The organism is Candidatus Neomarinimicrobiota bacterium (assembly GCA_021734025.1).
Classification (GTDB): domain Bacteria; phylum Fidelibacterota; class JAANXI01; order JAANXI01; family JAANXI01; genus JAANXI01.
Window position 1 is genome coordinate 438,491 of the sequence record JAIPJS010000002.1, and the last position, 21,855, is coordinate 460,345.

Annotated in this window: 18 protein-coding genes and 1 riboswitch; of the genes, 8 read left to right on the top strand and 10 right to left on the bottom strand. The window is 50.2% G+C overall.

Features of this window, described 5'->3' with window-relative positions:
• Positions 1-52: 52 nt before the first annotated feature.
• Positions 53-613, bottom strand: coding sequence for a CoA pyrophosphatase (locus tag K9N57_04160; protein MCF7803361.1), 561 nt, complete (start codon positions 611-613; stop codon positions 53-55).
• Between the two features lie 200 nt (positions 614-813).
• Between K9N57_04160 and K9N57_04165 the strand changes: the two genes are divergently transcribed.
• From K9N57_04165 to K9N57_04195, 7 genes are all read left to right on the top strand, one after another.
• Positions 814-4,344: a protein kinase gene (locus K9N57_04165; GenBank protein MCF7803362.1), complete on the top strand. Its 3,531-nt coding sequence runs from the start codon at positions 814-816 to the stop codon at positions 4,342-4,344.
• Between the two features lie 152 nt (positions 4,345-4,496).
• Positions 4,497-6,230, top strand: coding sequence for a sigma-54-dependent Fis family transcriptional regulator (locus K9N57_04170; protein ID MCF7803363.1), 1,734 nt, complete (start codon positions 4,497-4,499; stop codon positions 6,228-6,230).
• 313 nt (positions 6,231-6,543) lie between these two features.
• Complete coding sequence (locus tag K9N57_04175; protein MCF7803364.1) at positions 6,544-6,786, top strand: hypothetical protein; 243 nt, start codon at positions 6,544-6,546, stop codon at positions 6,784-6,786.
• 47 nt (positions 6,787-6,833) lie between these two features.
• Complete coding sequence (locus K9N57_04180) at positions 6,834-7,385, top strand: outer membrane beta-barrel protein (protein ID MCF7803365.1); 552 nt, start codon at positions 6,834-6,836, stop codon at positions 7,383-7,385.
• 345 nt (positions 7,386-7,730) lie between these two features.
• Complete coding sequence (locus K9N57_04185; GenBank protein MCF7803366.1) at positions 7,731-8,636, top strand: hypothetical protein; 906 nt, start codon at positions 7,731-7,733, stop codon at positions 8,634-8,636.
• 23 nt (positions 8,637-8,659) lie between these two features.
• Positions 8,660-9,769: a hypothetical protein gene (locus tag K9N57_04190; protein MCF7803367.1), complete on the top strand. Its 1,110-nt coding sequence runs from the start codon at positions 8,660-8,662 to the stop codon at positions 9,767-9,769.
• 41 nt (positions 9,770-9,810) lie between these two features.
• The gene (locus tag K9N57_04195) at positions 9,811-10,272 is read left to right on the top strand and encodes a hypothetical protein (protein MCF7803368.1); all 462 of its coding nucleotides are present in this window, start codon (positions 9,811-9,813) and stop codon (positions 10,270-10,272) included.
• A gap of 82 nt (positions 10,273-10,354) precedes the next feature.
• On the opposite strand, the gene K9N57_04200 is transcribed toward K9N57_04195, so the two are convergent.
• The 9 genes from K9N57_04200 to rsxC form a co-directional block, all read right to left on the bottom strand.
• Entirely contained in the window at positions 10,355-11,368 is a 1,014-nt protein-coding gene (locus K9N57_04200; GenBank protein ID MCF7803369.1) for an FAD:protein FMN transferase, read from the bottom strand.
• 115 nt (positions 11,369-11,483) lie between these two features.
• Positions 11,484-12,125, bottom strand: coding sequence for a NusG domain II-containing protein (locus tag K9N57_04205; protein MCF7803370.1), 642 nt, complete (start codon positions 12,123-12,125; stop codon positions 11,484-11,486).
• Positions 12,109-12,579 carry a SoxR reducing system RseC family protein gene (locus tag K9N57_04210; protein ID MCF7803371.1) on the bottom strand — a complete coding sequence of 157 codons (471 nt, stop codon included), beginning with the start codon at positions 12,577-12,579 and terminating at the stop codon, positions 12,109-12,111. Before K9N57_04210 ends, K9N57_04205 begins: the two co-directional genes overlap by 17 nt.
• A complete protein-coding gene (locus K9N57_04215; protein MCF7803372.1) occupies positions 12,579-13,430 on the bottom strand; it encodes an RnfABCDGE type electron transport complex subunit B in 852 nt (283 codons plus the stop codon). The genes K9N57_04210 and K9N57_04215 overlap by 1 nt, the downstream gene beginning before the upstream one ends.
• A 374-nt stretch (positions 13,431-13,804) precedes the next feature.
• Positions 13,805-14,383: an RnfABCDGE type electron transport complex subunit A gene (locus K9N57_04220; GenBank protein ID MCF7803373.1), complete on the bottom strand. Its 579-nt coding sequence runs from the start codon at positions 14,381-14,383 to the stop codon at positions 13,805-13,807.
• Positions 14,380-14,991: an electron transport complex subunit E gene (locus tag K9N57_04225; GenBank protein MCF7803374.1), complete on the bottom strand. Its 612-nt coding sequence runs from the start codon at positions 14,989-14,991 to the stop codon at positions 14,380-14,382. The genes K9N57_04220 and K9N57_04225 overlap by 4 nt, the downstream gene beginning before the upstream one ends.
• A complete protein-coding gene (locus K9N57_04230; GenBank protein ID MCF7803375.1) occupies positions 14,991-15,587 on the bottom strand; it encodes an FMN-binding protein in 597 nt (198 codons plus the stop codon). The genes K9N57_04225 and K9N57_04230 overlap by 1 nt, the downstream gene beginning before the upstream one ends.
• Positions 15,584-16,708, bottom strand: coding sequence for an RnfABCDGE type electron transport complex subunit D (locus tag K9N57_04235; GenBank protein MCF7803376.1), 1,125 nt, complete (start codon positions 16,706-16,708; stop codon positions 15,584-15,586). Before K9N57_04235 ends, K9N57_04230 begins: the two co-directional genes overlap by 4 nt.
• Positions 16,709-16,730: 22 nt before the next feature.
• Positions 16,731-18,059 carry an electron transport complex subunit RsxC gene (gene rsxC / locus K9N57_04240; protein ID MCF7803377.1) on the bottom strand — a complete coding sequence of 443 codons (1,329 nt, stop codon included), beginning with the start codon at positions 18,057-18,059 and terminating at the stop codon, positions 16,731-16,733.
• A gap of 1,284 nt (positions 18,060-19,343) precedes the next feature.
• Positions 19,344-19,539: riboswitch (cobalamin riboswitch) on the top strand.
• A 90-nt stretch (positions 19,540-19,629) separates the two neighbouring features.
• Here rsxC and K9N57_04245 point away from each other — a divergent pair.
• Complete coding sequence (locus K9N57_04245) at positions 19,630-21,849, top strand: TonB-dependent receptor (GenBank protein MCF7803378.1); 2,220 nt, start codon at positions 19,630-19,632, stop codon at positions 21,847-21,849.
• Positions 21,850-21,855 lie beyond the last annotated feature (6 nt).

The window sequence follows — 21,855 nt, forward strand, 5'->3', positions numbered from 1 at the left end:
CTCTGATGCCCATTGAAAATCAATTAATGAGCAACAAAAAAGCCCTGCCGTATTAAGGTTCCAGAATGCTTTTCAGGTTCCGAATGATAAAGGCGGTTACCCCCCAGACTTTATAGGAATTATATTCATAAAACCAAACATCCACCTCAGTATCTCCTCGGGGGTACTTTTTTGTATAACCGTTGGCATCATGCATAAAAAAATCCAGCGGCACGGTAAAATAATCCGAAACCTCTCCCGGCTCCATGGTGAGTTCCGGCAACATCGGGACGTATCCGATGAATGGTGACACAATAAAGCCGGTTGGCGTCCAGAGATCATCGATCCGGCCTATGACCTCAATTTGATCCGGGGTAAGGGCTATTTCTTCCCGGGTCTCCCGAAGCGCAGTCTCCCGCACATCGGCGTCCTGAGGTTCCACTGCACCGCCGGGAAATGCGACCTGCCCCTTGTGATGTTCAACCTCATCCGTCCGGACAGTAAGCAGAATTTCCAGATTGTCTTCACTCTCCACAATCGGGATTAATACTGCTGCCCGGACCAGATCCATAGCGGCCAGCTGCCGTGGAACATGGTTCTGGATCCGCTTCCGTATATGGTTCATTTCGATCATTATAGAATCCGGGATAATTGATTAGCCGAATCTTAGAAAGAACCGCCGAAAGAGTAAAGCAGTATTCAAATCACCGGGACGGGATATCATTTCTATTACCTGAATTTCAGGAAAAGAGTGGACATACGAATCCGAAATGCTAATATTACGGCGATTGACTTTTCAACCTTCCCTCTATTACACAAAGATATTCGACAGGTATGAAAATTTCGTATTTATGGGTCCAGGGCATTCTCTCTATCGTTCTGCTGTCCGGAATGTGCCTGGCAGAAACTGTACAGGCATCCGTCTGGTACCGCCAGCTACCGGTGGAACTCGGCGCTATGCTGCGGATGGAGAATCCCAAAAATGGGGTGGCTATTTCCCGGGGTCGTGGCGAGGATGTCTCCGGTCAGGTGTATCGGTTTAATGGGGAGGTATGGACGTCAGTACTCGCCTTTCCCTACTCGGATTTTCCGTTAGTAGCGCAGTATGACTCAACCACAATCTGGTCGGTTAACCATCTCGTGCATTTCGGCGATTACCGGCCTGTGCACACAGCCATTACTCCGGACATTCAAAGAGAGATTTCACTCCCGCCTGTCATGTGGGACGCAGTGGATTACGCCATGTGGAAGGATTGGCAGGTATTTCCGGATGGTACCGCCTGGATGGTCGGCCAGCAGGGGCACATTCTCAGGTACAATGGTGCGCAGTGGTATGCTGTAGAGAGTCCGGTACATAATACCGGATCCGATGATTTTTTCGAGGGCGACCTGAACGGCCTCTCTATGCTCACGCCCGAATCCGGCGGGGCAGTTGGCCGGGACGGAATAATCTTACGGTACGAAAATGAAGCCTGGATTCAGATCGAATCTCCAGTCACCTTTCAATTGTACGACGTGGATGTCATTGATGCAGAATTTGCCTGGGCAGTTGGTGAAAAGGGTACAATCTTGCAGTATGACGGGAGGAAATGGCAGCGGCTGCCGATTGTGACCCGTGACAACCTCCAGGCTGTCCGTGCGGTGAGCCGGGATAGCGCCTGGATCGTTGGTATGAACAATACATTCCTCACTCTGAATAACGGAACCTGGACACCGGATCGGAGCCTGGAGCCATTTGGCGACGATCTTAGAGATATCGATGGGGTGCGGAACGAGTCGGGCGGTTACGATCTATGGATTATTGGTGACCGGGGAATCTACACCAACGCGCAAACACTGGGATTTTCGTTCTCCGATGTGACGGAGAATGCCTCGCTTCGCCGCTCCGGTGAAGCCGGGATCTTTTATCCCCGGGAGGATCGGTATCGGCCGGATCTCCTGGTTCTGGAAAAGGACAGCCCCAATCTGGTCTACGATAATACTCCAAGCGATCGGTTTGGGGAGATCACCGGTGAAACAAATTTGATGGACGCCCCCCTTGGCGCAAATGTTTCCTCGGTGGGTGACGTAAACAACGATGGAAACCAAGATCTGTTTTTCCTCCTGGATCAGAACCAATTCCGGCTGTACCTCGGCACCGGATCTGGCAAATATATTGATTACACTCATCAAAGCCGGTTGACGCTGCAACCTGTCGAGCCGACTGCCAATAATTCCGCTCGGTTCGTCGATCTTGATAATGACGGCAACCTGGATCTCTACATTTCGAATTACGACAACCGGGATATGCTCTTTCAGGGAGACGGAACCGGACGTTTTACGGATGTGTTCCCATCAACCGGTATCACAAAACCTCCTGGACACCGTTCATACGGCGCCACTTTCAGCGATTTTGACAATGACGGACGAGTAGATATCCTGCTGGCTTACCAGCGAGCGGTAGACGGCTATCTGTTCGAGATCTACTACAACCGGGGCGAGCTGCAATTTCAACGATATGTGGATTCCAGCTTTGTGAGTCCGGGGGGGCTATCCGTTTTACCGACAGTAACGGTTCCGGCAGATCTGAACAATGATAACCGGACAGACATCTTCGTTTACAACCAGAAAGCGCCTTCCTGGATTTTACAACAGGAGCCGGATGGTAGTTTTACCAATGTCGGTGAGCAGGCCGGCTTTACGAAAGTTTTTATCAGTCCCGAGCCGAATAATGGCATCGTCAATATCGCGGATGTAAACAACGACGGCTGGCCTGATGTCGGCCTCGGTGGTAAACTCTATTTAAATGAGCCGGGCATGGTTTTTACGGAGATTAGCAACCGGGTCGGGATCGCCTTTGCCGGGACACCGACATTCGCCGATTATGATGATGACGGCGATCAGGATATGTTTATCGGCAGCTCCCGGGTGAGTTTTGGGCAGGGAGTCCGTGCTGCCCTGTTCAGGAATAATCTGAATAACAGGCAATTCATAAAGATTCGGCCCGTTGGTAATGTGAGTAACAGGGACGCTATCGGGGCAAGGATTGAATTGCTTCCATCGAATGGCCGGTCAAGTGGGTTAATCCAGCGAAGAGAAATTGGATTAGGCGGCAGTCCGCTCACCGGCCAATACATGGGAGAGGCTCACTTTGGCGTCCGGCCCGGAAATTCATATTCCGCCAGGATCCACTTTCCTAGCGGGAAGACGGTTGAACGGAAAAATCTGCATCCCGGCGAAACAGTAACCATACGCGAATCAAAACTCCTGGCACATATCGGAATCCTTACCTTCCAATCTATCCAACGCACCTTTCGGATGATTCGCTGGTCTTCGCACTGGGTAAACCTGTTGATGCTACTTCTGATTATCGCTGGGAGTATTTTTATCGGTCTACGATTGGAGGCAAAACGCTTCGTGACCAAGTGGTATTTTTCCATACCGGCACTCCTTCTCTACTTTATGATAACTCACTTCTCCATTCTGCAGCCTGAAATGGTCTCTGCAAGCCTTGCGCTTGGTGGAGTTCTCCTGTATAGTGCCGGGTCCATTGCCGCCGCCCGACAGGTGCTACGGTATCGGGATTCGCAGTTTGTCTCGCATTACAAATTGGAACAGTTAGTAGGTGAAGGCGGGATGGGCAAGGTGTACAGAGCTACGGATATTCATTCCAGAGAAACGGTGGCGATTAAAATTTTACACGATGCGCTTCTGGAAGATCCACAGAACCGAAAGCGTCTTACAGGGGAAGGACGATTGCTCTCGGATTTTGATCATCCGCATATCGTCCGGATACTGGAATACGGGGAATCCCGAAATCAGGGCTTTCTGGCCATGGAATACCTGGAGGGTGGCACATTGCACGACTTTTTGCAGGTACAACATCCTTTGGAACTCTCCCGGATTATTGATTTTACACTGCAGATCGGTGCAGGGCTCTCTGCTATCCACGCCCGGAATATAATCCACCGAGATCTTAAGAGCGGCAATATTATGATAGACGGTAACGGCGTTTTGCGGATTATGGACTTTGGCTTGTCCAAAACGCCCCTGGTCACAATGATGACGTCCCTGGGAACGGTCGTCGGTACCCTTGGATACGTGGCACCGGAACAGATCACGAGTGTCGATCCGGATACCCGATCAGATATATTTTCGCTGGGAGTCATTCTGTACGAGCTCCTCACAAACCAGCTCCCGTTCACCGGTGCAAATGAAATGGCCGTTATCCATGCCATCTTTAATACCCATCCGGCGGCGCCGTCTTCCCTGCGGTCGGACATTCCCACGGATGTGGATGACATCGTTGCCAAATGTATAGCGAAGTCGCCTGATGATCGGTATCAAACCATGGACGAAATTGTTTCTGTACTAGAAAAATTGTGATAAACCCGGAATGCTATTTCCATGGGAGAGGACTATTTGGCGGGAATTTCCGTTTGTATATGTATGGTGACAGTATAATATTTATATATTCACACGTTTCAAACCGATATCAAACCTTTTAACGACAGAATTTAGAGCAAATTAAAACCACAATGCCTGATCGTACAGTCGATTACCAATCCTTTCAAACTCTGTTACAGGAGCGATTCAGCGAATTGACAGCTGACTTTACCGCGCTGGAGCAATCGTTGGAGAATACAGCCGGTGAATCAGAACTGAAGGCGCTCCATGCTATATATTCGAAACTGCTCCGGACCCAACAGGAGATCTCCCAGCAACTAAAGCGTTTTCAAGCCGAAAGTGGCAATCTCCAGGAAACTACTGAATGGCTGCGCGAAGAAAAGCGGCGATTGGAGGTGCTGTACAGTGCAGGCATCACCTTCTCTGCTGAATTAGAAGTAAAAAGTTTGTTGGAAAAAGCCATTGACGTGGTAGTAAACGAACTGGATGCCGATGCCGGTTTCATCATCCTGGTCGATCAGTCCGGTAGGACAGAGACCGTATCCGCCTATAATATGCTGCTGGAAGATCGACCGGATGCCGAGGAGGTCAGTCGGACCGTTATCCTGGACGCTATGGAAAATGCCGAACCGGTTACAACGCAGGATAAAGGTTCCAGCAACCGGATCGCGGCGCAATCCAGCGTAATTCGGCTGGGAATTTCAGCGGTGATGTGCGTTCCGCTTCTCCATGAAGATATGGTGTGCGGTGCTGTTTATCTCGATCGGCGGGACAAGAAGAATCCGTTCACGGAACGGGATCTCTCCTATCTCCTCTCGTTTGCCAAGCAGATTGTTTTCGGCCTGCAAACTTCCAGGCGGTTTGATCAGTTCCAGCAGGATCTGCTTGCTGATTCCACGCTGAAATTTTCCGATTTACGCGATCAGTTCGACTGTGAGGATATCATTGGCTCAAGTCCGAAGTTGTTTGAAATTCTGAAACTCGCCGCGAAGATTGCGCCGACAGATGCGCCAGTAGTTATCCTGGGTGAGAGCGGTACGGGGAAGGATCTGCTGGCTCAAACTATTCATCTGAACAGCCCCAGAAGTAAAAAAGCATTTATTACCATAGATTGCGGGGCGATCCCGGGAGATCTCCTTGAATCAGAGCTGTTCGGCTATGAAAAGGGAGCCTTCACCGGTGCCACCCAATCCAAACCAGGCAAACTGGAATTGGCGGATGGGGGGACCGTTTTCCTGAATGAAATCGGTGAAATGCCTGTCGCACTGCAGGCAAAACTGCTCCGTATTATTCAAACCGGCGAAGTAGAGCGGCTCGGCGGCGTGGAAACCAACACCATAGACACCAGATTTATCGCCGCAACCAATAAGGATATTCCGCAGTTAGTCAAGACAGGCGAATTCCGTGAAGATCTGTATTACCGGCTGAAGGTCTTTGAACTGTATATGCCATCCCTGTCAGAACGGAAGGAAGATATAACTGAACTTGTTGACTATTTCCTGCAAGAATTCTCGTCTGATGACGAACCACCGGAAATCAGCGAAGAGGTACTTCATCTGCTGGAAGAATATCACTGGCCGGGCAATATCCGGGAATTATCCAATGTTATCCAACGATGTGTTGTCCTGGCCAAAGACAACAAAATCCAGGTATCAGATCTTCCTAAGGAACAGGTGAAGCAGACCAAAACCGAAAGCTATACCGCACCGGATCAGTCCCTCCGGGATGCGGAAGAATCATTTCGCCGATATTATATCAAAAAGACGCTGAAACGAACCGAATCCAAAACCGAGGCAGCAGAAATCCTCGGTATTAACCGATCCCACCTGCACAAGCTCCTCTCCCAACTAAACATTACTGACTAACTGTTGGTTTTTCGCAACAGTTAGTATTTCAGGTGTTGCACTATTCCAACATCTCTTTCCCTTCTATTTCTCGTAAAAATTAATAATTGACTATATATCAGCGACTTACAGTTGAGCGCTGAAGATTGGTACGCTCTTTGAATTAGTTGTAACAAGACAAAACAAATTGTGATACCAAAATCAAATGAATTACGACTTACCACAAACAGAATAAGGGTGCCCCTCCAAAAACGGTAGGTGGATGCCCTCCCATCATCCCCTGCCGTTGCCCTTATTTATCAGTCACGATTGAATCAGAGGGTACTGATCGCTTATGGAGAAACACCTACTAATCGTTGAGTCCGATCTGGACGAGCTGCGAAAAATTCGAGAAATGTTTGCTCGTGAAGGTTACAACATTATGACCGCTACCGACAAAGAGACAGTAGTGGAGATATTACAAAATATTCCGGTCAAACTGGTGATCGGTGCTCCCCAAGTCCTGATGGATGTCAGGATTACACCTGCAAAGCGAACACATGATGGGCATCCCCGGGATAAAAAGCCCGGGGAGTAATCCCACTGCCCTGTTCACGTTCAAAAACACACAACAAGGAGAAACAAATGAAGAAGTGGATTGGCGTACTTACCCTGGTCATGGTACCGTTCCTGGTCCAGGCCCAACAGATGGATCCCGCTAAGATATTTTTCGATGGTGGGAAAATGGTCGGCGGCGCTGGTTTTAACCTGTCCGGCCTCGGCACCGGATTCGGGGCGAATTTTGAATATGGGATCACGAAGAAATTCGGCGTCATGCCGGCGATTAATATCCAGAGCTACGGTTCCGGTACAGTCGACTGGTCGTTCACCGTCATCGACGCCTGGGGAACGTACCATCGAAAAGTCAGCCCGGGATTCCTGGAAAATATCCTCGGTGAAGAGAATTTCGATTCCTTTGCCATGGCCGGCCCGACCTTCGTCACCTTCAAAGCCGGCGACGAATCCAGTTCCAAAATCGCATTTGGCGCCGGAGCTGGTGCACGGTATTACATCAATGACAATATCTCAATCCTGGGTGAAGGACGCTATCGGTTTGCCTCCTTTTCCACCGATACATATACCCTCAGTGTTGCGTGGTACAGTATCGGAGTTGGGGTCCAATACGCCATTAACTAAAGATGGATTATGGAACCTGCGAAGGCCTTGTCTTAGTACAGGCCTTTGCGGTGTTTCATATCGATTAGCCTTAGAGATCGTTTTTATTTAAATAAAAACTCTACTTTATAGATGACAAAAATTGTAAAATATTTTGTTCCAAATTTTTCATGGGATTTTGGTATTGGTGCTGATACCTCTTTTTCACTCCGAAAGAAAAACGATTATAATTTAATCAGATTTTATCCAACCACCCGTCGACGGGACTTACAATGAACTATATTTACTATGATAACTAGCCATTTTATCGGTCGGCCTGACTGAGATTTATGTATAATCAAAATAAATGAACAATGGAGGAATGACATGAACAGAGGAACAATCTTGACAGCAGTGTGCATTCTGTGCGCTGGACTGTTATTAAATCAGTGCGAGAAAAACATCTTTAGTTTCTCCGCTCCGGATCAAACTGAAGCCAGCCTGATTGAAGAGGGACGGACTCTCATGAATGACGGCGACTACGAAGGTGCCAGGGAAAAATTTGCGGCAGCGATGGAGAACGATTCCACCAGTACCGCCGCCCGCTATTACCATTCTAAAGCAACCCTCCATGCATCGGGTTTCAACGCAATTATCCTTAGTCGGAAGCTTGCCGGCCTTCAGAGCGGGAGTACCTCGAGCCAGAATCTTCCATTTATGGATATGAGCAAGGATTCCTCAAACATTTTGTACCAAGCCAATAATACAATTCTCAGAAATCTGAAGCCGATTGCAGACGGGACATACAGTGGCCGGTTCACGCGGCAGGATATCAACCTGGATCTCACTATGGCGACCGCGACCAGCGGCATTCTGAGCTTTAAAGACACAAATAACGATGGTGCCATCAACAGTCAGGATATCAATCTCGACGTTTTCCTCAATCCGGGCGGACAGGTTACCATCGAAGATTTGGACTCGCTTCAAAATAACCCGGATGCTCTCAACTCTATGATTGACAACGTCGGCACGCTGATGAACGATGCCGGTTCATTAATTACCGATATCCTTGGTGATACGACGAGTGGTGTCGATACCGAAGCGATAGATCAGCTGATAAACGATGTGAGCGCCACTGCCAACTTTTACTATATCAACTCCGGCGTGCCGGGCAACCCGGGTGAAGGGGACAATGATGGCGATGGCGCCGTCGACGAAGAATGTCTCAACGGTATTGACGATGATGGTGACGGACTAATTGATGAAGATGCCCGAAGCTTCAACTGTCCATAATTTCAGAATAAAGGAGCCTTCAAATGCAACGCTTACGAATCATATTTACGGTTTTTCTAGTGGTTTTTGGGATCCTGATTGTTGATTCCATCTACGCCCAGCGGGCGGTCTATCGCCCCGATATTCGGGCCATGGGCATGGGGAACGCCTATACCGCATTGGCCACCGGCCCCTCAGCAATGTCGTACAATCCGGCCGGCCTGAGTATCAGCGGATTTAACCTGGAAATTTTGGGAATGCAAGCTGCCGTGAATCAGCGGTTCCTGAATGCAGCGACATTTATCCAGGATAATGTTGACAACTTTAGTGATTTTGAAAATCTTTCGGATCAAGAGGCCAGTCGGTTCCTGCAGGATATGGACCCATTTGACGATCGCTACGTTGGTTTGCGGCTCGGTCCACAGGTAGCACTCACCATGTTGAACCTGGGTTTCGCGGCTTACACTGAGTTCAAACCGGATGTCCGCCTGGACAAAGGGATCTACGTTCCGCGTATTTATACCAAGGGCTATCTGGACGCCGTTGGCGCTGTCGGATATGGACGTGAAATTTCCGTACCGGGTGTCAATTCCATGCACGCAGGGATTACGGCAAAATATGTGATGCGGTATGAAATCGAAGCCATCAAGATGAATGCCCAGGATGCTCAGGATCCATCCGGCCTGTCTCAAACCATGCTGGATACACTCCCTGATCCACTGACTGGTGTTTTATTTGATGTGGGTGTGTTGAGTTCCCCGGCGCCGAACCTTACGGTTGGCCTGCATATTCAGGATATCGGGTCCCTGGGTGTTCAAGAACTGCCGATGCGGATTAATATCGGCGGCGCCTATAACGTCTCAATGCTCTCAGACCTGCCGGTTCTTCGATCCGCAGTTGTGGCGATGGATATCAGGGACGCATTCAATTCCCAGGGGACCTCCTTGTTCCAGCGTCTGCACTTCGGTGCGGAAGTCGGATTGCCGCTTCTTCGACTGCGTGCAGGGCTGAATCAGGGGTACGTTACCACCGGATTTGGTATCAATCTGTTCCTTCTCCACCTGGATTATGCCTATTTTGGCCAAGAAATGGGTGCAAGTCTCGGCTGGAATCCCGAATTTAGTCATGTCATCCAACTTGGTGTTGGAATTTGACACCTAAACCGGAATACAAAACGAACACTATGGGAGGAACGATGAATCGATTAGTGAAATACGTCATCACAATGGGATTGTTTGTGGCACTGACGCTACCTGTTAACACAAATGCGCAACCTAATGAGGGGCAGCTTGGCCTGACAACCAATGGAAGCGGCGTCAGTGCTTCCTATATGTTATCAAATAATCTTCGTGTGAATGCCGGATTGAATCTTGGATTCGGGGACGATTATACCATGTTTGGTATCAACGGAGGTGCGTGGTTATATCAGCCGGCACAGGCGAACCTTGCCACTTACCTCGGTGGTGGATTCAATTTTACCAGCACCTCAAGCGGACCGTTTGATAGCTCGAACTTAACGCTGAATGCGGTGTACGGTGCAGAATACTTTATTGCGTCGTCCTTTTCAGCCAATGTGCATTTGAGGACGGACCTGGATTTTGATCCCTTCCGGATTGGTTTCGGAACGGGTATGGGTCTCACCTGGTGGATTCAATAAGGAGTACTATTTAATCCAAACGGCGTAAAGAAAGGGCGGGTCAGATGACCCGCCTTTTTTATTGTATCATATGTGGGAACAATTATGGTTCAGTCAGGTAGTCCGGAAATCCCTCAGAATAGTATACCGTCCCGGAAGAATCGATAATCATCCCCTCCAACACGGCATCGGAATTAATCATATCAATTCCATGGATTGGCCCACTCACAAATAACGCAGTGGCATACGCGTCGGCCATTTCCGTGGTTGGTGCAAGTACGGTAGCGCTTTGGGAGCCTCGGACAGGCTTTCCGTTTTCCGGATCCAGGATGTGGTGATATCGTGTCCCTTCATGCATAAAATACCGCTGATAATCACCGGAGGTTGCCACGGCCTTATCCTTGACTGCCAGCACTTCCCGAATTTCGTCAGGATTTCGCGGCGCCTGGATGCCGACTTTCCACGGCTTCCCGTTTTTCGATCCCAGGGTATAGAGATCGCCGCCGGCATTTATGAGCGCCTGCTCTATCCCGGTATCCTGAAACTCCGCAATCGCCCGGTCGACCGCGTAGCCTTTGGCCAAGCCGCCCACCGCCAGTCTGGTATTCGGGGACTCTTTCCGGACTATATACGCACCGCCCCGATGCTCGAGTTGTACGTGACCGAATCCAACGGCAGCAAGGGTCTGATGCAGTAACTCCGAGCCCGGCGGTTCGGCATCCTCTTCCCTGAAATCATATAATTCGAGAGCGGGCTTCACAGAAAGGTCAAATGCTCCCTTGGTATGAGCGAAATACTGTTTTGCCCGGGAAAGCAACTCGTATACTTCTTGTGTGGTATGGATCGAATCTGTCGCTGCGTTGAACCGGAAAATTTCACTGCCGGGCTCCTCTTCCCAGAGAAGGTCTGAGACACGCTGCACCTCAGTGTGAGCATTCAGCATTGCTGAACGGGCGGACTCGCGGGAGTCGGCCATCACGGTATAATCGATGACCGTATCCATAGCAAACTTTGTAAAGTGGAACGATTGCCGGGATGAATTGCACGCGGTCAGGCTCAATACCAGGACCAAAAAAACAAAACAGCGCAGTGACAGCGTTATATAGGAGTTATTCACTGAGGGTAATCCACAATATACAAAAGTCACTCTGAGCCCGTCATGAGCCGGGTCGAACGACCTATCGAAGAGTGGCTTTTTGTATGGTCATTTCAAAGGATATTAATCGGGAAAGCTACCCGGTAACACCATCCACCTGGCGGGATTGTGCACTGACCTTCGCCACCAGTTTGTTTGGTGCACAGACAATCCGCCCGGACTCTACCGGCCCCATTTTCAGACATATATCATGTTTACAAGAGGATTTGGTCGCTCTCAGTTTGCCATCGTGAAGCCGGAACTCGGTATCGCCCTGTGCTCCGGGAATTACAATGTTCTCAAAATCTTTTGTCAGATCGACCTGTTCAACAACTTTCCCATCCACCGTGAAGGTAGCCGTATTTTTCGTTGATTTTTCTCCGGTGGAGATCGTAACACAATATCCCCCATCGACAGAACGGCTCCGCATTTCTCTGGCAAATTCACGGATTTCGGAAGGCAGGCCGTTTCCCCGGGATGGATCAAGCAGCTGGCCGTTCCGGATAACGGAAAGATCCTGAGCTGCAGGGGTAACAGGGTGTGTTTCCACAACCGGATTGGCTCCGAGGGCGTCAAAACGACCCAGGAGTTTCTTAGCATCGCGTTCCGGGTTCATGGTCACCAGCATAACATTGAGTTCCGCAGCCTCCGGCTTCCAGAGCGGCAATCCGGCTGCAGCAACTCCGACGCCGGCAAATGTGGCAGTTCTCAGGAAGGTCCTTCTATCGATTTTTTTCATTGTTCGTACTCCCGTTCGCGTAGATTTTCGATATTTCAAAATAATGTTTGCTGGTCTGTGCCGCCCCCCTGGCCCATCGCCATGAGAGCACCCCACTGAAGCCCAATCCGGCCAACCCCCCAAGGAACCAAACCACCTCGGCCGGTATTCCCGGTAGGGAAATGTTGAATGAATATAAAACAAATATCCCAAGGAGAAAACCCAGAAGTGGCAAACCGTATTGCATCAGAGATAATTTTAACAGCAGATCATCGGTTTCAGTCACCAGCACCTGTTGTCCCACTTTGGCGTGTGCGGTATTCTTCGCCATAATGCCCCTCTCGCCGGATTGGTTCGGTGCACAAAGAATGCGTGCGCCGCAGTCCTCACACGCGTCGGAGTCAGCGATTTCCACAAAAGCCCGCTCCCCTTCAATACGCTTTACAACACCTTTATCGAGTACCGCCTCCGACATCAGGCTGCCTTTTCCATAACATCTTCCTCTTCTGCTCCTGCGGAGTCACCGTTAATAATTACCAAACATCCGGTGGGGCATTTATCAGTTGGTAGTTCAGGTTCTTTCCCATAGATATCGTAATTGACGTACGCCAGATTGTTGTCCATGTACATCTGGTCATCTTCTGCTGCTCTTACACAGATCTGACACCCGATACACGCCTTGATACAAAGTCCGCGCGAAGTCTTTGGATCGTCCAGGTTCTTACAGAGCACAAACAACTTATCGGATTCCGGATGCAGTTCGATGACATTCCGCGGGCACGCTTCAACACAGTTACCGCAACCGGTGCACTTCTCCTCGATGACCACCGGGAGCCCGTTATCGTCCATATACATAGCGTCAAACGGACAGGAATCCACACACTCGCCGAAACCAAGACAGCCGTATTCGCAGAGTTTTTCGCCGCCGCTCATCAGGTTGGCAGCCAGACAGGATTCGATACCGGCATAATCGGCCTTCTTTGCCGTCTCGTAAGCTCCGCCCTGGCACATGACCCGGGCGATCTTCCGCTCGGCGGCAGAGACCTCCACGCCCATAATTTCAGCAATCTCGTCAATTTCGTCCTGCGAGGCCACGGTGCAGTCGCTGATTTCCACGTTGCCGCCAACTACCTCCTCGGCAAATTTCGCACAGCCGGGATATCCGCAGCCACCGCAGTTCGCGCCGGGCAGCGCATTCTTGACCTGACTGATGCGCGGATCTTCATCCACGTGCAGCTTTTTGTTCGCAATTGACAATCCTGTCGAGAAAAGGGCACCAAGTCCGCCCATACTTCCCATTGATATCAGTAGTGATGTTACATCCATAGTTAACAACCGTGTTATTGTGTTAAAGTGTTATCGTTAGCCGCCTTTGAATGAGATTCAAAGGCTAGCCTCGCAATCTTATTGCGAGGTAGAAGCCCAATATTGATCTCCTTTATTTTTGTCACCAGTTTGGCATCCTCAGTTAGATGTCTTCTATTTATTATCGGTGAATTCGATGTTTTTCAGTGTTTCACCTGGTTTTTCTTTGCGTTTTCTTCGCGCCCTTCGCGGCTCAGCGGTAAATCATTCTTCTGTTTTTGTTCATTTTCCCATGACTCAGTGAATTCGGTGTTTTTCAGTATTTAATCTGTTCTTCGTTTTCTGTTTTATCTGCGGTCATCTGCCAAATCTGCATCATCTGTGTGCTATTTTTATCAAATAGATATCAGCCCCGCAAACCCCATAAACGCCAGCGCCAGTCCACCCGCCACTATCATTGTGATGCCTGCGCCCTGAAAATGTTTCGGAACATTTGCGAGTTCCAGTTCCTCGCGGATGCCGGCCATAATGACCAGCGCCATCGTGAAACCGACTCCGGCGCCGACCCCGTAGACCAGGCTCTCCAGGAACCCGTAATCCCGGAGCACTGCAAACAGCGCTAGCCCAAGGATTGCACAGTTCGTGGTGATCAATGGTAAATAAATTCCCAGCGTATCGTACAGCGGCTTGCTGATTTTGAGGATGAACATCTCCACCAGCTGCACCAGCGATGCGATCACCAGGATAAATGAGACGTATTCCAGGATAACCACGTTGAACGGTACCAGTATCAGATGGTAAATCAGCCAGGTCACTGCCGCGGTAATCGTCATAACAAAGGTAACAGCCATCCCCATACTCACTGCCGACGAGAGCTTCTTGGAGACGCCGACGAACGGGCATATCCCCAGGAAATAGGCGAGAACAAAGTTATTGACCACCGCCGCAGAGATAAAAATCAGAAAGAGTTTCATGCTTCGGCCCTCCGCTCGTTAATCCAGTTGGCCAGTCCGATGAGCAGCCCCAGCGTCAGGAATGCGCCCGGCGGGAGGATCATCACCATCCATGGTGAGAACCAGTCGCCAAGCAGCGTAATATTCAACAACGAACCTGATCCCAGGATCTCCCGGATACCTCCGAGTACAAATAATACCAGCAGAAAACCGGTGCCCATTCCCAGGGCATCGATAAATGATCGCCCGGGCGTGTTCTTCGAGGAGAACGCCTCCTGTCGCCCGAGGATGAGACAGTTCACTACAATTAAGGGGACGTACGGGCCGAGTGCCTTGCTGATCTCTGGTGTAAATGCTGCCAGAAACCGGTCTGCCAGGGTGACGAACGTGGCGATAATCACGATATAGCTCGCGATCCGCACCTGGTGTGGAATTAAGTTCCGAAGCGACGAAATTATTACACTGGAACTGACCACGACGAACGTGGTCGCCAGCCCCATGGCAATACCGTTGACCGCCGAATTCGTGACCGCCAGAGTCGGACAAAGCCCCAACAGCGATATCAGTACTGGGTTTTCGTCCCAGAGCCCTTTGGTAAATTCGCGGGTTAATGAAGTGTTCTTCGCCATTACATCACCTGCTGCTTCCTGGATTGATATAATTCTTTTGCATCCGCAATCGTGTTGTTCAAAATATCCACCACCGATTTCGATGAAATAGTCGCCCCGGTAATCGCCTGCACCTGGCTCTCGCCGGCCGGCTTTTGATTTTTAACCACGGAGATGCCCGGAATTGGATCCACCCCCTGAAACTGGTCGGTAAACCAGTCCGGGTTCTGCTTGTTGGTCGGGTCTTCCACAATCTTCGTACCGAGCCCCGGCGTCTCTACCTGTTCCAGGATAGCCAGCCCGGTGATCTCCGAGAAATCCGGCGTCACACCGACCATCATCCTGATTTCACCCTGGAAGCCGCTGCCGATGGCGAGAAAAGCAATACCGACCGTCGCGTCCCCGGCATCTTTGCCCACATAAAATGTTTTTGTATCGGTTTCGATCTTCTCATACGTCTCGTGTGCCGGCAGCACATCGCCGATGGCCTGGCGCAATTGCTCTAGCCGGTACTGCTCAATCTTCGGCGCGGTGTATCCGTCCCAGGAGGATAGTACACCACCGGATAATGTGGCAATGAGTGTCAGAACGATAATCATCTTCCCTGTTGTATTCATGCCCGCACCTCCCCGAACACCTTCGGCCGCGTGTAGCGGTTGATGAGCGGCGTCACCGAGTTCATGAGCAGAATGGAGTACATCACACCCTCCGGCAGGCCGCCCCAAATCCTGATGACTATCAGGATGAGTCCTGCGCCGGCACCGAATATCCAGGCCCCCTTCGGCGTAATCGGTGACGTCACCATATCCGTGGCCATAAAAAATGCGCCGAACATGAGTCCGCCTGAGAGCAGATGAAATACCGGGTCAGGATATTGGGAAGGATTAATCAGCCAAAACAGTCCGCCCAGCAGAAAGACCGATCCCAGGAAACTCACCGGGATGCGCCAGTCCGCATACTTTTTTACTAACAAATAAATTCCCCCCAGGAGGATGGCGATGGCGGACGTCTCTCCCAGCGATCCGCCGATGTTCCCTACCAGCAGGTCGCCATAATTGGTCATAATCTGTTCAAATTTGAATTGGCCCAGCGGCGTGGCAGCCGAAACCGCATCCACGCCGGAAAATTTCGCCGTGTTCGGGAGTGTCCAGGTGGTCATGGTTACGGGAAAACTGGCTTGCAGAAATGCACGCCCCAGCAGCGCCGGATTAAAGATGTTTGCGCCCAGTCCGCCAAAGATTTGTTTCCCGATGGCGATGGCGAATACCGACCCGAGGATACCGCCAGTCACCGGAAACGACGGTGGCAACGTCAGCGCCAGCAGCAATCCGGTAATGGCCGCGCTGCCGTCTCCGATGGTCAGCCCTTCGCCTTTGATCTTGTTTATAATCACTTCAGTACCCAGTGCTGCGAAAGTACAAGCGAGAATCATCCAGACCGCAGGCAATCCGAAGTAGTACACCGCCATAATCGCCGCCGGCGCCACGGCGCCGACCACCGACCACATAATTTTCGGCACGCTGTCTTCGGAGTATTGATGCGGGGAGGGCGACAGCACAAACGGCTGCCGGTCCAGAGAAAAGAGTTTACTGCGGGGATCCTTCTTTTTCTTTTTTCGCTTCTTCTTCCGGGACTTTTTGGATTTCTCCGTTTCAGCCCCGGATTTTCCGGAGGATTCCGATTCCTCCGCCTGTTTCTTTTCAGATTCCTTTGATGCGTCCTGCTTCTCGTCAGTCATACGTCCTGTCCGATTTCAGTTCTTAGGCTGCCTGCTTATCCCGGGATTCATTGACCCGATATTTCCCAACTCTGATCCATTGTACCAGCGGAATGTGCGAGGGACATGCAAAAGCACATGAACCGCACTCCACACAGCTGTCAATATCGTACTGTTCCATGGCTTCAATCATTTTCTGCTCGGAAAACTTCGCCAGCCGGGTCGGTACCAGATTCATGGGGCACGCATCCACACACGCGCCGCACTGGATGCAGGGGTAGGTGTTCATCTTTGTAATCGTAGCTTCTCTGGAGCAGATGATCCCGCTGGTCGCCTTGATCACCGGGATTGAAAGGTCGTGCTGCGCCATGCCCATCATCGGGCCGCCCATAAACACCTGCGTCGCCTCCTCTTTCAGTCCTCCTGCGAAGTCGATGAGCGACTGAAAGGGTGTACCGATGCGCGCCATAACATTTTTGGGCTCAGCAATTCCATCTCCGGTAATGGTCACAACACGTTGAACGAGCGGTTTCCCTTCAGTGAAGGCTTCCGCTACTGCGATAGCCGTCCCGACATTGTTCACGACGGTTCCCACATCCATGGGAAGCCCGCCGGCCGGAACCTTCCGGTCCAGTACTGATTTGATCAACATCTTCTCAGCACCCTGGGGATACTTCGTCTCAAGCGCCATCACCGTGTAATCCATCCCCAAATCACGCACCCGGTCGTTCATCGCCTCCACCGCATCAGGCTTATTATCCTCGATGCCGATGTAGCCATTCTCCACACCGAGCGTTTTCATTATAATGGACATCCCGGTGAGAATCTTATCGGTCATCTCCACCATGGCGCGGTGGTCCGAGGTCAGATACGGCTCGCACTCGCATCCGTTTAAAATGAACGAGTCCACCGGCTTCTCCTCCGGCGGTGCCAGTTTCACATGTGTCGGGAATGCGGCTCCGCCGAGCCCGACGATTCCGGCATCCCAGATGAGCTGCCGCAGTTCGTCTACGGAGGCATCTTCCCAGCGATCCGGATGGTCCAGCAGGTCCCATTCATCCTCACCGGTTCGCTGGATCTGAATCATCGTAACTTTTGATCCCATGGGATGGAGAAAGCTATCGATCTTTTTCACCTTCCCGGTCACCGGTGAGTGCACCGGACTGGAGACGTACTTGTCGCTTCGGCCGATAACCTGCCCGGTTTTCACCTCATCCCGGCGCTCCACCACCGGATCATCCGGCGCACCGATGTGCTGTTGCACTGGAACAAAAACTTCCTCCGGCAGCGGCATAAACTCAATAGATTTGGTATTGGTGTATTCTTTGTGGTCTGACGGGTGTACGCCTTTGCTAAATGTTGGAAACTTCACTGACGATTTTCCCTCATTTCAATTTCATTTTCCCAATTCCAAGAAGCCAATGTTCTGTAATCCCTTATTTCAATAGATGAGTCCTCAAGTCCCATTTACCTGCTTCAAAATGTATGCCAGATTACGGCAGTGTTATAGTGTCCAAGTGATCGGGTGTTTGAGTGAAAGCGAGTATCCTCCGTTAACTTTGGCAATAGTATTATGTATTGCGTACTGCGTATTGCGTAAAATTCCACCTGTGAATTAGATCCAAAGCCCAGTCTACAACTTAATTACAATGTGAAAACGGGATCGGTATAGCCCCATCGGGGCGGGTGCTGTTAGCCCACCAATTCATTGGTGGGATAGATGAGATCGTAATTATCACAAAGTCCCGGAGGGACGGTTGGGTTGTCTTCTGGCCGATTATCAGAATATCATTCGTCCCTGGCGGGACTTACCTTTTGTCTTCATTCACAACCCCCGGAATGACTTCCGGGGCTGAAGGCACACTATCCCTGCCGGGACAGGAAAACCACGGCTTACGGAAATTCAGGTTCGTCGGATTTTAGCCTCGCAATCTCATTGCGAGGCACTCGGAACGCCTTTGAATAAGACTCAAAGGCTACCAATGTCAGCATTGTATTCTGTAAATTGTGTAAATATTAATCGTGTTTTTCTTTCTCCTATTTAAGTAGCCGATTAAAAAAATATGGCGTGTTATTAATACAAGAATTCCTGGCAGGGATAATTGAATTCCTATTGCAGCCCCATCGGGGCGGTTGCCATAAGTCCACCAATTCATTGGTGGGCTATGTGCGATTGTGATTATCATAAAGTCCCGGACGGCTGAGGTGCATTCCGGGCGATTGTCAGTCGTCCCTGGCGGGACTTACCTTTCGTCTTCATTCATTATCCCCGGAATACCTTCCGGGGCTGAAGGCAGCCTGTCCCTGTCGGGACAGGAAAAAACAGTAGGTTCCTGAAATAACATCGTCTTGAATCTAAGCCTCGCAATCTCATTGCGAGGTGTTTATTACAATTGTTGCATGGGCTCCATTTGAGGAAATTTAAAGCTTACAATTACCACCCTCATAATCCCTACAGATAACTAGTCCAATCGGATTTTCATTTTAGTATTTTCGTATTAAAGTGTTACAGTGTTGCAGTTTGATTCGTCTTAAATAGAAGTTTTAAATCTGCGGTTATCCGTTTTTCTGTGTCATCTGCGTGCTCATTGTTTTTTTTCGGTCTCCGGTCTCCGTTCGTCACTCTTTCCACCAAATTCATCTTGAATTATTGAATTCACCGATGTACGTTCGTGGTACTATTTGACAACAGAGAAATGGTCAAGGGAAGCCCGTGCAAATCGGGCACAGCCCCGCTACTGTGATCGGTGACGATCGATGCGTGAACCACTGCCCCGCCTCTGCGGGACGGGAAGGTGCGTCGAAAGGACGATCCGTCAGTCAGGAGACCTGCCATTTCCAAACCATCTACTCCAAACCTTCGAGGGCAAGGTCATGGCGATCACACACAGTTTGTCTCCTGATCGATCATTGGCTCTGCTCCCGTTCAGACGGGATGCAGCGTGCGATTCGTAAAATACACCTCACTCATATTCGGAATACTTTTCCCGTTATTTCTCTGCGGCCAGAGTCCAGTCAAACTGACCGGTACAGTTGTGGATTCTTCTACCAATCAGCCAGTGGAAGATGCGTCGGTCACCGTCCTGGATGGTAAAGGCGGCACCTATACCGATGCCGATGGCCAATTTCAAATCGCGCATCTCTATAGTGGCACATACCGTCTTCGAATTGCCCATATCCGGTACCAGCCGAAAAATATCACCATCACGCTGTCCAAAGATGTTCCAGAAGATGTAACAATCCATTTAGCTCCCAGGACTTTCCGATTCCCCGCAGTAACCGTGGAGGGTGAATACTATGGAGCACAGGAAATCTTCCTCTCCAGAGAGAGAATCGAGCGATTCGGAAACTCCGCAGCCGAAGTGTTGGAACAGGTACCGCAAATTACTATTACCAGAGAAGGTGATTCCGGAGCCAGGGGTATCAGGATACGCGGGAGCAACACCAATCAGGTGCTGGTACTGGTAGACGGTATCCCGTTAAACGATCCCCTGACCGGTGAAGTGAACCTTGAAACGATTTCCACCGAAATGATCCAGGAAATCCGGATCCATCCTCACGGGGCCAGCGCCGAATACGGCTCCGGCGCCTATGCGGGCGTTGTCCGGATTATCACAAGGAATCAGCCAGTCGAGCAATGGAGTGTCGGGGGGGCTGTCGAAAGTTACTCTGGCAGAGAGGTTTCTACTTTTCTCTCCGGAGAAATTATCTCTCCACTCTATTATAATGTATCCTACAGTGGGCGTTCGGTGAAGAACGACTATCGATATTCCTATAATCTGCCGGACGGCACGTCGGTCACCAGACATCGTGAAAATGCCGCAATCCATCTCCGGAGTCTCCAGAGCAGCCTCTCCTATACAAAACCGTCAAGACAAATTCGAATCAGCGGACACCTGATGCAATCCGATCGCGGCTTGCCCGGGAAAATTTATCAATGGACTCCATACGCAAATGCCCACAATGATCGGGCGGGTATTTCAGGATCCTACCGGGAACAGTTCTCTAACGGATCTCTGGATATTCAATCTCAGTTAAGTACGGCTTCCTCAGAATACGTGAACGATCCACCTGCTGATGCCCCGCTTCAATACCGATTGGTTCCGCCGTACGATACCCGATACGATCATGGGACGCTGGGCACAAGTGCGGACCTGAATATCCATTTACGGCAAAATATCCATTGGAACACCGGCGTTGATTTAGAAAAAACCGAATTTCAGCAGACGGGCGAGTCACTGGACTATGCTGACCCCATTCGTGCAACCCAGGAGAGTTACGGGCTGCATTCGGGGGCTGAATTCTCTACCGTACTTGGTGACAGCAACTATTCCATAACCACAAATCCGCAGATCCGATACTCCTTTATTCGGTATAATAACGGTGAAGAAATCGAACAATACCCGTTCTGGAGTGCGTCACTTGGCACTTCCATTCGGCAAAGGGGATATCCAAATGGGACTCTTTTTTCAAATTTGAATCGTTCATTTCGCATACCGACGTTCGGCGATCTGTTTTACCAGGATTTTCGTGTATCCGGCAATCCGGATCTCCGTCCGGAACAAAGCCGTGAAGCAACAATAGGGCTCAAACTCAGGCCGGTTCGTGGACGCGATTTGGAAGTGACCGGCGAAGCTTTCTGGCGCGAATTCCGGGATCAGATCATCTGGGTAACCGGCTCTTATGGTAATTTTTCACCAACCAATACAGACAGCCGCATTACAGGTCAATCGTTTTCAGTAACATGGAATTCACCCGATGACCGCTTCTTTGGCCGGGCAGGTTTTGAACATTTAGTAGCACGAAACAAAAATCCTAATCACGCACTGTTGAATAAAACACTTCCGTTCCGGCCAGCATATGAGTGGCGGGCCAGATTCGGTTCAAACCTGAAATTTCTCACGATAATCTACGACCATCGATTTCGCGGAAGTCGGTTTATTACCCAGGCAAACACAAAATCGCTTCCACCATATGAATTGGGATCTATTGAGCTGCGGGGTGTTCTATCTCAGCGCTTGCTGCCGGAGGCTCTCTCGCTGCAAATCATCCTGCGCATAAACAATCTCTGGGATAACAGGTATTACATTATGGAACGGATGCCGGAGCCCGGGCGGAATTACCGACTTTCACTGGAATTGAACTTCAACCATTCTCAATAAAACTCG

Bases quoted from the DNA above. Each gene is read 5' to 3' on its own strand.
- K9N57_04205 (MCF7803370.1), bottom strand. From the start codon at position 12,125: ATGAAAAAAATCGATAGAAGGACCTTCCTGAGAACTGCCACATTTGCC.
- K9N57_04190 (MCF7803367.1), top strand. From the start codon at position 8,660: ATGCAACGCTTACGAATCATATTTACGGTTTTTCTAGTGGTTTTTGGG.
- K9N57_04195 (MCF7803368.1), top strand. From the start codon at position 9,811: ATGAATCGATTAGTGAAATACGTCATCACAATGGGATTGTTTGTGGCA.
- K9N57_04220 (MCF7803373.1), bottom strand. From the start codon at position 14,383: ATGAAACTCTTTCTGATTTTTATCTCTGCGGCGGTGGTCAATAACTTT.
- K9N57_04230 (MCF7803375.1), bottom strand. From the start codon at position 15,587: ATGAATACAACAGGGAAGATGATTATCGTTCTGACACTCATTGCCACA.
- K9N57_04225 (MCF7803374.1), bottom strand. From the start codon at position 14,991: ATGGCGAAGAACACTTCATTAACCCGCGAATTTACCAAAGGGCTCTGG.
- K9N57_04160 (MCF7803361.1), bottom strand. From the start codon at position 613: ATGATCGAAATGAACCATATACGGAAGCGGATCCAGAACCATGTTCCA.
- K9N57_04180 (MCF7803365.1), top strand. From the start codon at position 6,834: ATGAAGAAGTGGATTGGCGTACTTACCCTGGTCATGGTACCGTTCCTG.
- K9N57_04210 (MCF7803371.1), bottom strand. From the start codon at position 12,579: ATGTCGGAGGCGGTACTCGATAAAGGTGTTGTAAAGCGTATTGAAGGG.
- K9N57_04165 (MCF7803362.1), top strand. From the start codon at position 814: ATGAAAATTTCGTATTTATGGGTCCAGGGCATTCTCTCTATCGTTCTG.
- K9N57_04235 (MCF7803376.1), bottom strand. From the start codon at position 16,708: ATGACTGACGAGAAGCAGGACGCATCAAAGGAATCTGAAAAGAAACAG.
- K9N57_04215 (MCF7803372.1), bottom strand. From the start codon at position 13,430: ATGGATGTAACATCACTACTGATATCAATGGGAAGTATGGGCGGACTT.
- K9N57_04170 (MCF7803363.1), top strand. From the start codon at position 4,497: ATGCCTGATCGTACAGTCGATTACCAATCCTTTCAAACTCTGTTACAG.
- K9N57_04175 (MCF7803364.1), top strand. From the start codon at position 6,544: ATGGAGAAACACCTACTAATCGTTGAGTCCGATCTGGACGAGCTGCGA.
- K9N57_04185 (MCF7803366.1), top strand. From the start codon at position 7,731: ATGAACAGAGGAACAATCTTGACAGCAGTGTGCATTCTGTGCGCTGGA.